At 53.9% G+C, this 15,688-nt stretch carries 14 protein-coding genes; 4 read left to right on the top strand and 10 right to left on the bottom strand.

The genetic code is table 11. From position 1 onward, the window contains the following. Window positions 1-59 precede the first annotated feature (59 nt). The 5 genes from SH573x_RS16255 to SH573x_RS16235 form a co-directional block, all read right to left on the bottom strand. Window positions 60-1,964, bottom strand: a complete 1,905-nt coding sequence (locus SH573x_RS16255; RefSeq protein ID WP_479348651.1) for a heavy metal translocating P-type ATPase — start codon at window positions 1,962-1,964, stop codon at window positions 60-62. Further along, on the bottom strand, window positions 1,957-3,183 hold the full coding sequence (locus tag SH573x_RS16250) for an acetate/propionate family kinase (protein WP_479348650.1): 1,227 nt from the start codon (window positions 3,181-3,183) through the stop codon (window positions 1,957-1,959). The genes SH573x_RS16255 and SH573x_RS16250 overlap by 8 nt, the downstream gene beginning before the upstream one ends. 38 nt (window positions 3,184-3,221) lie before the next feature. Continuing rightward, complete coding sequence (locus SH573x_RS16245; protein WP_479348649.1) at window positions 3,222-3,485, bottom strand: hypothetical protein; 264 nt, start codon at window positions 3,483-3,485, stop codon at window positions 3,222-3,224. A gap of 65 nt (window positions 3,486-3,550) precedes the next feature. After that, window positions 3,551-3,898: a hypothetical protein gene (locus SH573x_RS16240; protein ID WP_479348648.1), complete on the bottom strand. Its 348-nt coding sequence runs from the start codon at window positions 3,896-3,898 to the stop codon at window positions 3,551-3,553. Window positions 3,899-3,999: 101 nt separating this feature from the next. After that, on the bottom strand, window positions 4,000-4,500 hold the full coding sequence (locus tag SH573x_RS16235; protein ID WP_479348647.1) for a DUF1648 domain-containing protein: 501 nt from the start codon (window positions 4,498-4,500) through the stop codon (window positions 4,000-4,002). Between the two features lie 165 nt (window positions 4,501-4,665). On the opposite strand from SH573x_RS16235, the gene SH573x_RS16230 reads away from it, so the two are divergent. Continuing rightward, window positions 4,666-5,136, top strand: coding sequence for a hypothetical protein (locus SH573x_RS16230; RefSeq protein ID WP_479348646.1), 471 nt, complete (start codon window positions 4,666-4,668; stop codon window positions 5,134-5,136). Window positions 5,137-5,174: 38 nt separating this feature from the next. Here the strand turns inward: SH573x_RS16230 and SH573x_RS16225 are convergent, their stop codons facing one another. Both SH573x_RS16225 and SH573x_RS16220 read right to left on the bottom strand, forming a co-directional pair. Beyond that, complete coding sequence (locus SH573x_RS16225; RefSeq protein ID WP_479348645.1) at window positions 5,175-6,146, bottom strand: IS3 family transposase; 972 nt, start codon at window positions 6,144-6,146, stop codon at window positions 5,175-5,177. Window positions 6,147-6,202: 56 nt separating this feature from the next. Continuing rightward, window positions 6,203-6,499, bottom strand: coding sequence for a transposase (locus tag SH573x_RS16220; RefSeq protein WP_479348644.1), 297 nt, complete (start codon window positions 6,497-6,499; stop codon window positions 6,203-6,205). A 44-nt stretch (window positions 6,500-6,543) separates the two neighbouring features. Between SH573x_RS16220 and SH573x_RS16215 the strand changes: the two genes are divergently transcribed. Next, complete coding sequence (locus tag SH573x_RS16215) at window positions 6,544-7,386, top strand: hypothetical protein (protein ID WP_479348643.1); 843 nt, start codon at window positions 6,544-6,546, stop codon at window positions 7,384-7,386. Window positions 7,387-7,511: 125 nt separating this feature from the next. On the opposite strand, the gene lepA is transcribed toward SH573x_RS16215, so the two are convergent. Both lepA and SH573x_RS16205 read right to left on the bottom strand, forming a co-directional pair. Then, window positions 7,512-9,308 (bottom strand): translation elongation factor 4, encoded by a 1,797-nt coding sequence (lepA, locus tag SH573x_RS16210; RefSeq protein WP_479348642.1) that lies wholly within the window; start codon window positions 9,306-9,308, stop codon window positions 7,512-7,514. 273 nt (window positions 9,309-9,581) lie between these two features. Continuing rightward, window positions 9,582-10,976, bottom strand: a complete 1,395-nt coding sequence (locus SH573x_RS16205; protein ID WP_479348640.1) for a DUF4832 domain-containing protein — start codon at window positions 10,974-10,976, stop codon at window positions 9,582-9,584. A 190-nt stretch (window positions 10,977-11,166) separates the two neighbouring features. Here SH573x_RS16205 and SH573x_RS16200 point away from each other — a divergent pair, with 190 nt between their 5' ends. Further along, entirely contained in the window at window positions 11,167-12,507 is a 1,341-nt protein-coding gene (locus tag SH573x_RS16200) for an outer membrane protein assembly factor BamB family protein (protein ID WP_479348638.1), read from the top strand. A gap of 221 nt (window positions 12,508-12,728) precedes the next feature. After that, window positions 12,729-13,217: a hypothetical protein gene (locus tag SH573x_RS16195; RefSeq protein ID WP_479348637.1), complete on the top strand. Its 489-nt coding sequence runs from the start codon at window positions 12,729-12,731 to the stop codon at window positions 13,215-13,217. A 106-nt stretch (window positions 13,218-13,323) separates the two neighbouring features. On the opposite strand, the gene SH573x_RS16190 is transcribed toward SH573x_RS16195, so the two are convergent. Further along, entirely contained in the window at window positions 13,324-15,654 is a 2,331-nt protein-coding gene (locus tag SH573x_RS16190; RefSeq protein WP_479348636.1) for an ankyrin repeat domain-containing protein, read from the bottom strand. Window positions 15,655-15,688 lie beyond the last annotated feature (34 nt).

The raw sequence follows: 15,688 nt of genomic DNA, 5'->3' as shown, positions 1-15,688 counted from the left end.
CAGGGGCCGAGCCGGACGAGCACATTGAGCTATCCACTAAAGCAGGCTGGCGGATACCGCTAGAGATCGTGAATAACCTTGGGCGGAAATGAGGCTCGCAAGGCATTGAGAACCGCTGCGACATCGATCACCTCTTGTGCGATCGAGCCCATCACTGGACTTAGAAGACCAGCAGCTGCGAAGCCCATACCAATCACACTGAGTGCCATTCCGCCTACCGCGCTTTGCAATGCAATCGTGCGCATCCGGCGACTGATGTGCATAAACTCGTCGACTTTAAACAGCGAGTTATCCATAATTACTACGCCTGCAGCTGCGGCGGTAACATCGCTGTTTTGACCGATCGCCATGCCGACCGTAGCGGCTAACATGGCCGGTGCGTCATTGATTCCGTCGCCTACATATAAGCTCTTGGACTGGGCTGTTGCCTGCCTGACAATGGCTAGCTTTTCTTCAGGACTCTGCTGGGCGTAGATCTCGCTGATCCCAACTTGCTGAGCCAGGTATTCAACTTCAGATGATCGATCACCTGAAACGATCATCACGCGTTGGAACTGGTGCTTCGGCCCCAGATGTTGGATGAAGGAATGGCTTTCAGCTCGCGGGGCATCACGAAACCGAATTGTAGCTGCCAGAGAATCGTCCACCACGACGATACATTCCAGTCCGCCTGTCAGGGGCGGAAGCATGTCCAGCCCACGGACTTGCATCGCTAGCGCCTTGTTGCGACTAGTAACCAGCAGACTGTGACCAGATACGGTCCCGCGTAGGCCTTCACCCGGAACTTCTGCGACGCCAGTGGCTTGCAGCAGCGAGATCTTGGCCTCGTTGGCTGCCTGGATAATGGCGGCGGCCAAAGGATGCTTGGAATAGCGTTCAAGGCTGGCAATAAGTCCTAAAGTCTCACGCTCATCGAAGCCGCTCGCGTTAAGTAGCTCGGTGAGTTTGGGTTTACCGTAGGTTAGCGTACCGGTTTTGTCGAAGATGGCGGTTCGGCACCGAGTGATCTGCTCTAGTACGACGGGGCTCTTAACGATGATGGCTCGACGGGCACACAGGGATATCGATCCGATGATGGCAATGGGAATCGCTAATAGCAGCGGGCATGGTGTGGCAATAACCAAGACGGCCAAGAAGCGGATGGCCTCACCGCTTAGCAACCAGGCCGCCGCAGCCACGGCCAGAGCTATGGGGGTATAGATGGCACCCAGCCAGTCGCCGAGACGTTGGATTTGAGGACGTTGGCTTTCCGATTCTCGCATCACTTCCATTATCTTGGCGTAACGTGAGTCGGCCGCAAGTTGCGCAGCGCGAATGGTGAGTACCGATTCTCCATTGATGGCACCGGAGATCACTAGAGAGCCTACTGTCTTGGTTATCTGAAATGGTTCACCTGTCAAATAGGACTCATCCATCATGCCGTGCCCTTCGGTCACCACGCCGTCCACTGGACAGAGCTCATATGGGTAAATGACAAGCGTGTCTCCAATAGCGACTTGATTTAAGGCTACATCGGTGATTTCCAAATTGCTTCTCCGATGCGCGATCGACGGCATACGTTTGGCCAGCGCGGCTAGAACGGAAGACGCACTTCGAAGAGCATAACTCTCCAGAGCGGCACCACCGGAGAGCATTAGCACCACAAATGAACCAGCCAGAAGCTCGCCCAGGAGCACGGACGTTATGATTGCGATACCACCCAGCAAGTCCGACCCGAATTCCCGTTTCCAGACTTTTAACCAAAGGTCGGCCAGCATCGGCATGCCACCCAGCACCAGCGTGGCCCACAGCGGAATCTGATTCCAGACGGGCGCAAGCTGAAGGCCAATACGCAGCACTAAATGCAACGCGATAGCTATCGCCGTCAAGATTGAGATCCACAACGTGCGGCCCTGCCAAAGACTGATCAGTCGTTGCGAAACGGATCTAGTTTTGGCTGCGTCCACTGTATTTGCTTTAAGCACAGTTCTTCCCCAGCAATTGACTCACCGCGCGAGCGATCATTTGTTCCTCGTCCGTACTCATCGCTCTCACAGTTACAGAACTGTCGGCGGACGAGATGACCGGTGCGTTCTGAGCGTTGCGCGTCGGATCTAGTTGCAGGCCGAGACAGTTCAATCCATCACAGATTCGCCACCTCACCGTCGGCGCGTTTTCGCCGATTCCTCCGGCAAAAACCAGCGTTTGCAGACCTCCGAGCGTTGCAACCAGCGCTCCGATCCCTTTCTTGGCTTGATAACAAAACAGGTTCACTGCTTCTGCAGCACGCACGTCATCGCGTTCTTTATCCGTGAGATCACGCATGTCTGAACTCAATTCAGAAACTCCCAATAAGCCAGATTCATGGTTGACCATCTGATCGAACTGGGACACCGTCATCTGCTCGGTGCGCGCCAGATATCCGAACAGGCCTGGATCCAGATCGCCAGATCGAGTGCCCATCGGCAGACCGGCCGCTGGCGTAAAACCCATAGTCGTTTCGATGCTCTTTCCATCACGCAGAGCACAAAGGCTCGCGCCATTGCCAAGGTGCGCTAGAATCACAGAGCCATGGTTGGCGGCTGGGTCGCCAATGTGTAGCAGCTCCTGCACCAGATAAGCATACGACAAGCCATGAAACCCATATCGCTGAATGCCTTGGCGATCGAATCGCCGCGGAATCGCGAGTAGTTTGGCGACGCGCGGCATCGTCGTGTGAAAGTCGGTATCGAAGCATGCAAACTGGGGAAGGTTCGGTGCATGGGAAGCAAACGCGTCGATAAGCGCTAGCTCACCCGGCAAATGTTGTGGATCACAAGGCGTTATTCCACGAAGATCGACCAGCAGATCCTGGGTTATGCGTTGCGATTTGGTATGCTGCATACCATGCACCACTCGATGCCCAACAGCAACCAGCGATTGCAGCTTAACTCGCTCATCCAGCCATCGGATCAAGATTGCTACGGCTGCTGAGTAGTCCGCCACGTTAATGGGGCGACGACCTTCATCGTGTTGGCCAACACCAGTGAATTTCAACGCGGCATGCGGCGAGCCGATTCGGTCGAGCTTACCGCTCAAGGTCCGCCTGAGCGAATCGGTGGATTCAAAGATGGCAAATTTGATACTTGAAGATCCGCCATTGATCGTCAATATCGATGTCTTACGCGAGTCCGAATCTTGTTGAAATGAACTCACGTTGGCCATCGGTTCCATTCAATGAAGATTAAGTTGTCCGCTGATTGTTATGTATCTGGCCAAGTGATGAAATCAGCAGAACTCGTAGATTCACCATAGCGGATTCCGCCACTACTGGTGCGATCACCCACACAGTCCCGGCGCAGCAGGTGAAATATAGCCAGACTGATCGCTGGCGTTCTTAGTTCGAGAGCGGTCAGTCCCGTCTCTTTGTCAAAGTAATAGCTCGTTTCATCCCCGGATTCACTTTCGCCGACTGGCCCTTCAAACGCCGTCTCCAGTTCACTCCAATCGATTCGAAGTTGTTTCATGGTTGAGTTGTTTCTTGAAAAATCAGGGATCGAGAGTTCTTGATTGACAACCAAGTGGCACTCGCTCAATCGATCAGCACGAGCACATCTTCGAGTTCGTTGAGGTCCCCTGCGTCTCGTGGAAATAACGCCGAAAGTTGTCTGCCGGCTTCGGCGATTACGCTGCACAGCGCTTCGGTTGAGTCGCCTTGGCGGAGGCCTTGCGTCAGCTGCTGACAAAGCTGATCGAGGGAATTTTGACCCAACTTATTCAGGACTTCTTGATCACCGAGCACGACCGCCATGTGTTCGAACAGCCCAGGTCGCGAACGAACTCGCGATCCCCTGGCCGATCCAAGCTGATGCGCTGGGCCGAAACAAAGCCGGCCATGGCACTCCAGACGCTCGCGGCGATGCACAAGGCGATTGCCCACCAACTTGATCCACGAGCCGTATACGCGATGTTTCCTATAACGAGATCATTGTCTCCTTTTGCTCCGCAAAAGGATCTGCCATTCGCGGAGCGAAAGGAGAGTTATTGGGTTACCATTCGTTGGGTGCCAAAGCGGCGGTAGGAAGCCACCACCACGCCTGTCACCGTAACCAAGAACAGTCCCAAAGCGATTGAAAAGCCAAGTGTGTTCAGGGGCTGCGCGTGTCGATTGGCTTCAAACGACAGGTGGTTCAAGGCCGCAATCAAAAGCGACTCAGCGACGGCCACGATTGCAAGCAGCCCACCAACATAGCTGAGTGTCGCAGCGCGACGGTCCGGTTGCAACCAGTACTCACGATTGGGAATATTGATTGCCGAAGCCGGCAAATATCGGATACCATAGGCGATGCCTATCATCAGCCAGGGCAATCCTACTTGCAGCAACAGCATCAGCCCAGTGGCATTGCCCTTGTCCAGCCAGCTATCGGGTTGGCCGTTGACATCGAAGTGGATAGCTACTTTCTCAGGCAGATTGTTCCAATAGAACAGGTTCTGACCGATAGCTAACACGCTCAGCAGTCCCAATATCAGTAAGTGTATCATTGGTAAAACCTCCTATTCTTCTAGGCACATAAAGCCCATGGAGTGGGCGCGCTTACCACCATATTTTTTTATGGCCTACAGTCTGGCTGTCCTCGCCGACGGGTGCAACAATGTTTCGGCTGCAGAGCAAATAACTGAGATTCTCTATCCTGACGGGAATTTACGATGATTGATCGTCGCTGGTGGCCGGCGCTTATAATTTGGTGGATCATCACACTACCGTTTACCTGTATGTCGTGGCAAGTTTGTCGTGCAGACGAACCCGCACTACGTGAGATTCAGATTACATGTATCGATGACGCAGTTATTCACTCGGCGACCTTTCAGAGCAATACGCAGCACGTCGTATTCAATCGCCAGGGTGTCTTTGCGGCCTACGTCAAGTCTCGAAACGAAGATTATACAGCTCAGACTTGGAGGCTAGTCCGCAGTACCGATGGCGGACACAATTTTTCAGTTGTGGCAGAGGGAGTCGCCGCCACCAACCCGCCAGTCATCGAGACAGACGCTAGCGACAATGTGTATGTATGTCGCGTTGATTGGAAGCAGAACAACTCTGCGATAGATTGCTATTCACCGACCGATGACTACAAAACTGCCCGCACTCTTCAGCTCCCAGGCGTAGCTGGTGGCTGATTTGTTTCAGCGGCAAGTGGCACAGGTTTGGGCGTCGGCTAAGCGACATCTTCGGTTGCTGAAAATGGAAAGTTTCGTTGCCTCAATTTGAGGTTCTCTTCCTTGCGTCGATGCCTGGCTTCTCTCAGCTTTTGTCTACGAGCTTGATCGAGTGCATCTGGGTTGCCGCGGTAATAAGTTGCTGGCGTCTTAAATCCCAAGCTGCTGTGCAAGCGTTCGTTGTTGTAATTGCTGATGATTGCTTTGAGAGCCTCTTCTGCCTCTTTTCGGCTAGTGACTTCATGCTCGTCGAGTTTTTCTCGAATAGTTCGATTGGCTCGCTCCATGACGCCGTTCTCTTCTGGACAATGCGGGCGAATGCGATGGTGCACCAGGCCGTGATGCTCTAGCAGTTCGCCGAACTCTCGCGATACGTAGCCACTGCCATTGTCGCTGCGAATGATCGGTTGAATGGTCACTCGATCTTCTGCGTCCATTGGCAGCGTTTGCAGGGCCGTCTGAGCGGCTGTGCTGAGCGTTATTGCATCCATGCTCTTGGTCACCTCGTGATGAACCAAGTAACGCGAGTACTCATCGATAAAAGCGACTATGAAGTATTGCTCCTGGCCAATCTTCAAGTACATAAGATCCGTCGCCCATATCTGATCGGGCCGACTAGCTTTCTCATGCTCCTGTCGATAACGCTTCGGGCGACCTCTGTGTCGTTTTATCAGGCTTTCTTCGAGTAAAATGCGATACACCGTCGATGGACTTAAGCTCGCCACATCCTCGTCCAGCATCCGCCAAGCTAGTTCTCGGTGCCGAATTTCGGCATGCTCCAACGCATAACTTTTGACGGCCTGCTTCTCTTCGGGCAATGCCTCATAGACTTGAACAGGCTTGATGGGTTCCGCCTTGATGGCGTTCCAAGCCTCTTCTTTCTTCCAGCGGTAGTAGCTTCTGTAAGCCACTCCAAGAATCTTCAATGAGGTCTTCACAGGCATACCACTACGAGTCTTGGCCTGTTCCACTTCAAGGATGACTTGCTGCTGCAACTCCGCTGGAAGCTGTCCGTGATCCTCAAGCCCTAAAGAGTTTTTTTTAACTCCAGGTTCTCGGCTGTGATCTCAGCCACCACGCCTTTCATGCGCGCTAGCTCCGCTTCCAACTCGGCCTCACGACTGTTAGCTCGACCCTCGGCCGTCGCCTGACTGAACACCGACTCTGCGCTCGACAATAGCTGCTTCTTCCACGCGTAGTACTGCGTCGGGCTTATGCCTTCTTGGCGACATACCGTCGATACTTCCACGCCCGATTCAATGCCTTTCATCACGATCCGCAGCTTCTCATTCGGACTGCGACGTTTCTTCTTACCCTTGCTCATGCGATCTTACTCCTCATTGGATCGCTTATGCTAACATACCCAATGTGCCATTGCCGCTGATGCAATACAGTGGCAAGTTTGCTATGGCGCTGGATCGATCGCGAGAACAGCTTTGCTTTATCACTTTGGATGGTGTGTTGCATCGTCTCGACACAGCAGGTCAGTTGTTGTCGCCGGTAAAACTGCTAGTGGCGGGTGACCGGGCGATACTTCAGTATCCTGCGTTGCATTTCGATGAACGAGATGATCTGTACTTTTGCTGGACAACGGTTGCGCATGGAAAGTATCTGTACTACGATATTCACGTCGCGCGCTCGAAAGATGGTGGTGACCGGTGGGAAACGCTCGACGGTGAACCGTTGACGATTCCGTTTGCGGCCGATGATGGTGGGCCAGCGGATCTGATTTCTCTGAAGAGCGAGTTCGAAGTCACCACCTGGCTGGCCAACGCACTACCTCGTTTTGGCAAGTTACATGCGATCTACGAAACCCAATCCAAGCCGCGTCGATACAACTACGTGCGGATGGACACAGTTAGTGGTCAAGAGGATTTGCGTATAGCACCCCGATTCGGTGGTGCAACCCTTAGTCTCCAGGGACTGGATGGTGGTTTGGCTTCACAGGCGCATAATTCAAATGCGCCAATATTCTGTGTCGTCAGAGATGCCCATCGACCTAGATTGGCTTGCTTGCGCAGCGACGATCAAGGCAACAGTTGGCAAGACTGGGCGGTGAGCCCCGACGTTATCAGTCCATATGCCATTGGCACTTGCCGTGAAATTGCGACCAGCGGCGCGGTCTTTGGCACGTTTACGGACGCCATAGAACCAAGCAACGACAATTTCGGCAAGTCGAAGATCTACTTCTTTAGCATACCGACCGAGTAGCGACCTGGTTACCAGGCTCTGCCTGGTAACCCACTGCCTTGCAGGCTCCGCCTGCTGATGTCGATGGGTTGGCGAACGTTGGTAGTTGGTGCAACCGAGGCTTACGCCTTCGGCTTAGTTACGAGTTACTCCTTCTCCGAACGCAGCACGGAGATGAAAGCTTTCTGGGGAATGTTGACGCTGCCGAATTGTTTCATCTTGGCCTTCCCCTTCTTTTGCTTTTCGAGCAGTTTATTCTTTCGCGTTACGTCGCCCCCATACAATTTCGCAGTAACGTCTTTGCGAAAGGGTTGGATGGTCGCACGCGCGATGATGTCACCGCCTATGGCGCCTTGAATGGGGATCTTAAATTGGTGGCGGGGAATCGCTTCAGCCAGTTGTTCGCAGTAATGCAAGGCGCGTGCACGCGACTTTTCGCGGTGCACCAAGTACGATAGCGCATCGACCGGTTCCTTGTTAACCAGGATGTCGACTTTGACAATGTCGGTTTTGCGATATTCGATTGGTTCATAATCAAACGAGCCGTAGCCACGCGTGATCATCTTGAGCTTGCCGTAGAAGTCGAACAGCACCTCACCCAGCGGCATTTCGCTTTTTACTTCCACGCGTCCGGCCGATAGATAACTCATCGTTTGACTCTCGGAACGATGCTCACGGCAGAGTTCCATCACTGGGCCGACATACGTTTCTGGTATCAGGATCGCGGCTCGTATGAATGGTTCGGTCGTCGATTCGATCGTCGATGGGTCGGGCCAATAAGTCGGATTGTCGACATCGACACTGCGGCCATCTTTGAGTTGTACTTTATACTTCACAGAAGGAGCCGAGATGACCAGACCCAAATCGAACTCGCGCTGCAAACGCTCTTGAATGACGTCCAAGTGCAGCAAGCCTAAGAAGCCGCAGCGAAAGCCGAAGCCCAGAGCCGCCGAACTATCCTTTTCGAACGTCAAGGCGGCATCGTTAATGGCCAGCTTTTCGAGCGCCTTGGTCAGATCCTGGTACTCGTCGGTGCTCATCGGATAGATCGACGAGAAGACGACTTGTTTGGCTTGCTTGTAACCAGGTATCGGCTCTGCTGCTCGCCGCTCTTCGTGCGTGATCGTATCGCCGATCTCGATGTCCTTGACGCTCTTAACGCCCGCAACAATGTAACCAACTTCGCCGACGCTGAGTTTGGCCTGCGGAATTAAACGCAGTTGGTTGTAGCCAAGCTCATCGATCTTGTAATCTCGGCCGGAGTGCATGAAGTGGATTTTTTCGCCAGGCTTGAGCGTGCCTTCGATAACCCGCACTTGCAGGATAACTCCGCGATACGTATCGAAGTGGGCGTCGAACACTAGGGCTTTCAGAGGAGCGTCGGGCTGGCCCTTGGGGCACGGCAAGTAATTGACGATTCCCTCGAGCACTTGATCAATGCCGACGCCGGTCTTAGCCGAAACAGGAATCGCTGCAAACGGGTCCAAGCCCAAATCCGAGTCGATTTCTTCGCGTACGCGCTCGACGTCAGCCGCGGGCAGGTCGATCTTGTTGATGACCGGCAACAATTTCAGGTCGTATTCCAACGCCAGGAACAGATTGGCCACGGTCTGAGCTTCCACGCCTTGCGAGGCATCGACGACGATCAAAGCCCCATCGCAAGCCATCAAGGATCGCCGCACTTCGTGCGAAAAATCGACATGCCCAGGGGTGTCGATCAGGTTCAACAAGTAATCCCGACCGTTGGCCGCGCGATATGTCAGCGTGATGGAGTTGCTTTTGATCGTGATACCGCGTTCGCGCTCGATTTCCATCGAATCGAGAATTTGATCGTGAAATTCCCGCTGAGAAACACCTCCGCAAGCTTGGATCAACCGGTCTGCCAGCGTCGACTTGCCGTGGTCGATATGAGCGATTATGCAGAAGTTACGTATATTTTCCATCAATCCCGTTCCTGGTCGTACTTGCGTCTAACACCTGTGTTGGCAACACCTGTATAGCCTATCCGAAGTTTCAAAAATTTGGAAACGTAGAAGTGAATTCTCACCCGTAGCCGAAGTCGCCAGACTTTGGAAGCCTCACCCGTAGCCGAAGTCGCCAGACTTTGGAAGCGAAATGGTCGTTCATCCAATCTCCGGCCGTGTGGCCGAAGTCGCCAGACTTTGGATGCGTAACGGGTAGTTCATCCAATCTCTGGCGAGATCGGCTACAGCAGGCTACTTCTTCGAAGGCGATTTATTCGGCAGGGCTCCTAAAGTCAGCCAGCCCGCGACGTCGGCGTCTTGGCTGGCATTGGCGAACTTCAGAGGCTTGCCATTGGGCAAAGGATGAATGGCCCTCAAGGCCAGCTTTTGAGACTGCTCGGGAATGTCCTTCTCTGCTAGCGATGTTTGCCAGGTATGGGGTGCGGTGGCTGGCTGGATGGAGGTCAGCTTCCAATCTACTGGGAACGTTTTTAAGACGGTGCCCTTGGCAGACAGTGCAGCCACTTCCAAAGGCCAGTCGTAATAGAAAGGAGCGACTCCTTGGTTGAGTACTGCCAACTCCAATTCGATTTGTGTCGCGTTCGCACGGTCTATTCGAGCTGAACGGACATGAAAGTCGTAGCCCATGCGCTGGACGTGGACGGTGGCGCGTTGGATTCGCTCGGCAGTTGACTGTTTGTTGAACATGCCAGAATCCATCAGCCACGAAGCGTGCGTCTGGCGCACACATTCTGCGAAGTCCTGGGCCTGCTTATGCTTGGGATGGGCATCGAAAATCTGTCCCCAGATCTCGGGCCGAATTTCGCCACCGATGGGATGTGTCTTCCATTTATCGAGTGCAACGTCACCGGCGTTGGTCAACAAACTCATGTAGAACCACGAATCATCTGGGTTCACAGTTTTAAGCGTACCCCAGGCGAACGAGTCATCGTGATAACCAAAAGGCAGTTGATCGTTGGCGGCATAGTTGGCATTGTTCTGGCCGGCTGGATAGCGTAGTAAGACGGGTGTCTTGGTGAAGGCTTTGGCATAGGCCGCAAGCACCCGATTCTGCGTCGCTTTGGAAGCGAACAGCTCGCTGCGAGGCCAACTGTGCCATTCGCCCCAAGCACCCAGTAAACCGGCCGTCAGAAATCCAAGTCGTTTATCGCCGTCGTATCGTCTTCCGAACTCTGCGATAAAGCGCTCCAGAGCGAGTACCAGCCGTTCATCTTCATAATCGGGAGTGATATTCTGCGAAGGAGGTTTCTCTTGCGCGTTGGTCCAGGTGGTGATTCTGACTCCATCCTCTATCAGGAACTTGGGCACTCCCGAAGGTTGATTGGGGTATTCGACCCAGATTCGAAAAACGGCCTGGCAACCGCGCGAAGCGATTAGATCGAGGCGCGACTCTAGCGGTTGCCAATTGAATGTATCGTGTCCCACCATGAGATCGCTGAGCTTCAAGTAGTCGAACTCGAGGCTGTGAGGAAACCGTTCGACATTTGCACTGGCATACGGAACCAACCCTTTCAGCGGATTATCCGCAGGCGTGGGCGCAGGTGCCAGCTGATATGTCTCGCCTTTGACAGTAACGGACAAACAAGCTGCGAAAAATCCTAGCAAGACGAGGAGATTGGACTTCATGATAACTCGCTTGTTGTTTGAAGCATCAGCCTGCTGTGCGTAGCTGTTGTTCACAAGGTGATAAGCGGACCCGAGCTGATATTATAGCCAGTGCAGGTATTGTCATTTGTTCTAAGCGGGACTTGCCTTTCGCGGAGCGAAAGGAGACACTCGTTAACGAGGATGAACTCAAAACACTTTGGAGCAACTGATGAAATCGTCGTTTATTGTGGGCCTCTTGGTTTTCGTACTCTGCTTTATGACCCAGCGGGCCGCTGCGCAATCGCAGTGGTCGCAGTTCCGAGGGCCGGGCGCGCGTGGTGTGGCGGAAACAAGTCGTACGCCCGACCGCTGGTCAGCTACCGAGAACGTGGCTTGGAAGCGGGATATTCCGGGACGCGGTTGGTCGTCGCCAGTTGTGTGGAACGATCATGTGTTTTTAACGACGGTGACGAATGCTGGAACGTCCGAAGAAGCCAAGAAGGGGCTGTACTTCGGTGGCAATCGACCCGCTCCGCCTGACTCCATTCATCAATGGAAGGTCTTGTGCCTCGATCTTCAAACCGGTGAAGTACGCTGGGAACGTCAAGTTCACGAAGGCAAGCCACAATCCGCCATCCACATCAAAAGCAGTTTCGCTTCCGAAACACCTGTGACCGATGGTGAACGCGTCTACTGTTGCTTCGGCAGTATCGGCATTTTCTGTTTTGACTTCGATGGCAATGAGCTTTGGCAACACAAGCTCGAACCACTACCGACGCGTTACGGCTGGGGAAATGCCGCTTCGCCGGTCTTGCATGATGGCAAGTTGTACTACTGTCATGATAACGACCAGGCGTCGTATCTACTGGCGCTCGATGCCCAGTCTGGCAAAGAACTCTGGCGGACGTCGCGAGACGAAAAGAGTAATTGGGCGACTCCGTTTGTTTGGCAAAACGATATTAGAACAGAGATTGTGACGCCTGGCAGCGGCGCTGTACGCGCGTACGACCTCGACGGTCAGCTGCTATGGTCGCTGCGTGGCATGTCGAGCATCACCATTGCTACACCCTACGCGGCCAATGGGTTGCTGTATGTAACGTCAGGATATGTGGGTGATAAAGCTCGGCCGATCTACGCCATCAAACCCGGGGCAAGCGGAGATATCACACTACAAGATGATGCCCAGTCGAACGAGTTCATCGCCTGGTCACTACCGCAGGCAGGTCCCTATAACCCTAGTACCCTCGTCTTAGGGGAACGTTTGTTTGTACTCTACGACCGCGGCCTGCTCGCATGTTACAACGCACTAACAGGCGACGAGCTATTTGCCCAGCAGCGCTTGCCCAACGGACGAGCCTTCACCGCCTCACCATGGTCTGCCGCTGGCAAAATCTTCTGTCTGAATGAAGACGGCGTAACCTACGTACTAAAAAACAGCGATCAATTCGAACTCCTGTATACCAATGAGCTGGCAGAAGATGATATGGGCATGGCAACGCCAGCCATCGTTGAAGACCGCCTGCTGATTCGTACCTCAGCGAGGATTTACTGTATTAAACAAACCCCGTAGCCGAAGTCGCCAGACTTTGGAAGCCCTGTAGCCGAAGTCGCCAGACTTTGGAAGCGTTAACGTTAGATCATCCAATCTCTGGCGAGATCGGCTACGAAGAGATCCAATCTCTGGCGAGATCGGCTACGAATATTCCGTCGCCGAAGTCTTATGTTGGGCACCGAACTTGCACGGCGTTACCTCGGGTTCGCATCAGGTGACTCGCAAGTAGAGGAATTATTATGCCCAAGCCCTATGAAGTAGTGGTGGCGGAGTACGCCAATTATGCGAAGGCGGAGATTGGGTTGAAGGTGTTGCAAATGAGAGGGTTCGGAGAGGACCGAGTCTCGCTTGTAACTAAGAACGATCCAGAGCTGGTGGAGTTGGAAAAATCTCGTCGCGAGCAACTACGAAAGCCCGGGCCCGGTGAAAGTGGTGCTGCCGGCGCTGCCATTGCAGCCGGCGCAGCCGCGCCACTGGCCATTGGAACCATGGTCATGCCGTTCTTCTTGATTGGACCAATTGTCGCCGGCGCGGCAGGTGCAGCGGTCGGCACGCTTTTTGGTGAAGATCGAAAATTGAATATGGACGAAGCACTCGCCCATAGCTACCAAGAGCGTGTAAGCCAAGGCTCAATACTCGTAATCGTTCACGCCACACCCAGACAATTGCAAGAGGCCTATGGAGGGCTGAAAACAACCGATACGTTGACCTTGGAACGCTTTGAGTGAGCGATTTCTGATGAGCGATTCTTGGCTGCGGTTCGAAAGCCTTGACGGCTTCCGCTACGGGTCCTGAAGGATCGAAAGCCTTGACGGCTTCCGCTACGTTGCTTTGTTAGCGAGAACTGTGCGGTTCATTCGCTCCTAGATGTGCGTCCAAGAACTTCAGCATCAAGTCATGACGTTGCTGATCATAAAAGACCTCGCCGCCATGCGCACCGCCATGGATGACTTCGAATTGGACGGGAAGGTTCAATGTCTGGTACTTGCCCATTAGCTCGTGCGCTTGGTTGATTGGAACTTGTGGGTCTTGATCGCCATGGATCAACAACAGCGGTGGGTCGGTGGCGTCAACGTGCTCGACGGGACTGGCTAGCTTGGCCAGGTTAGGGACATTCTCTGGCTGCGAGCCCAACAGGAGATCGAGCGCTGGTTTGCGAACGCTGAGCCCATGCGGTGTCGATTGGTCAAGAATCGACATCAAATTCGTTGGGCCGTATAGAGCGATGATCGCGTGAACTTCGGAAGATGTATTCAGACATGCTCCAACCTCGCCCTCCAACTCCTGGTGCTTGTTGGTCGTGCCAACCAGGGCGGCTAAGTGACCGCCTGCTGACGCGCCGGCGACGGCGATTCGATCGCTGCGAAAACCGTAACGCGGCGCAAGCTGACGAAGAAACCGTATCGCCGCTTTGATGTCATGTACCTGCGCGGGGAATCGTGCCTCAGTGGATAACCGATAGTTGACGCTGGCCACGCTGTATCCGGCTTTGACCAGTAGATCCAGAGGCATGTCATCCTTGGACCCACTGCGCCAGGCACCGCCGTGAACCCAGACGACCAAGGGCGATCCAGCTAATGTGTCAGGAAAATGCAGATCCAGCAGTAGTCGCAGATCTCCAACCTGTGCGTATTCGACATCTTTGATTACCCATGGCTTATCTTCATTGCGGCTGGTCGACCAGCTGCGCAAGAGTTCTCCACGCACTGAAGTATCGGGCGCTGATACTCCGGCTTGTTGCATGATGCCTTCTAGCACTGCAATCGTATCGGGTGATGGCCGAAAGTTTCCTGGACGATATCCAGCCGCAATGAACAAGGGCGTCCAACCGGCGCGGTTCTCGCGATTCCAGATGCCAATTTCGGCTCCGCGGCTGTTTAATACCTCAGCCAATTTTGGCAGGCTTTGATAGGCGGCCCCGTGCATGGCAGTTTCACCGTTGTAGTCGACCGCGTTAATGTCGGCGCCTAATGTCAACAAGTATTCTACCGTCGCAATGGTCTCATCTTCTGTGCCGGCCGATTCGTCGCCATCGCCGAGGGCTCCTACTCCACTGGCCGCTAACAGCGGGCTGGTACCATCGGAGTTGGCGATGGTTGGGTCCGCGCCCAGCTCTACGAGCAGCTTCACCAAAGTCAAATCCGATGCTTGGGCTGCCAGTAGCAGCGGTGTGGAGCCAGTGTAAGAGAAGCGACCAAGTTCCGACTTGCCGTTCTGCATGCGCGCGTCCAGATCAGCACCAGAGGCTGCCAGCATGCGAACCATGTCTAAACTACTTAAGCTGCCGGAACCACGAGGCGGTGGATCGCCGTCACCGCGAATAGGCTTTCGAACCCAGGTGAGCGCATGTAAAGCGGTGTAGCCCGAAGGTTGAGCATTGGGATCTGCGCCCGAGCTGATCAACAACTTGCCCAGTTCGAAGTGACCATTTTCGACAGCCAAGATGAGCGGCGTCAGGCTTAATCGCCCGCGGCCAAACCTCACTCCTGATTGAGTGTGCATCACCGAGTTCACATCCCAGCCCGCCTTGAGCAGTCTTTGTACAACTGCCGCGTGACCTTCGCGAACTGCGAAAAACAACGGTGTAAAGCCCGATCGCAGCGTAGCCTTGATGTCCGCCTTCGATTCGATCAGCACGTCAACGACTTCGACATTTCCCTCGGCCGAGGCCCACATGAGAGCCGTCTGTTTATTGTGATCTTGCGCGTTGACGTTGGCACCTGCCGCGATGAGTGCCTTCACAGGTGCCACTCGACCGGTACGAGCAGCAGTCATCAACACGGTTTCGCCATTAGATAAAGCAGTATTTGCATCCGCTCCCGCTGCCAGCAGCACTCCAACCAGTTCTTCGCTGCCGTTCTGACATGCCAACCACAGTGGCGTTATGCCGTAGCGATTCTGTACCTCGACTCGTGCTCCTCGCTCGACTAGCAGGCGAGCCAACTGAATTTCATCATGATGCGCTGCCCAGTGCAGTGCGGTCATGCCGTCGGGCTGGGCGGCATTAACATCGACATCGGAGTTCAGCAATCCAGCGGCGGTGCTGAACTCCTTGGCTTCGACGGCATTAACAAGGACAATATCACCGGCGACGACCAAGCCGCCTAAAAACAAACATGCGATGCTGGCCGCAATTTGAATAATGACTTGTACCCGTTTATTCATCTGCCGTACCTGACCGGGTTAAACCGTTCCAATT

This window comes from Rania fehmarnensis (genome assembly GCF_056494185.1).
This window is presented reverse-complemented; position numbering and strand designations above follow the sequence as displayed.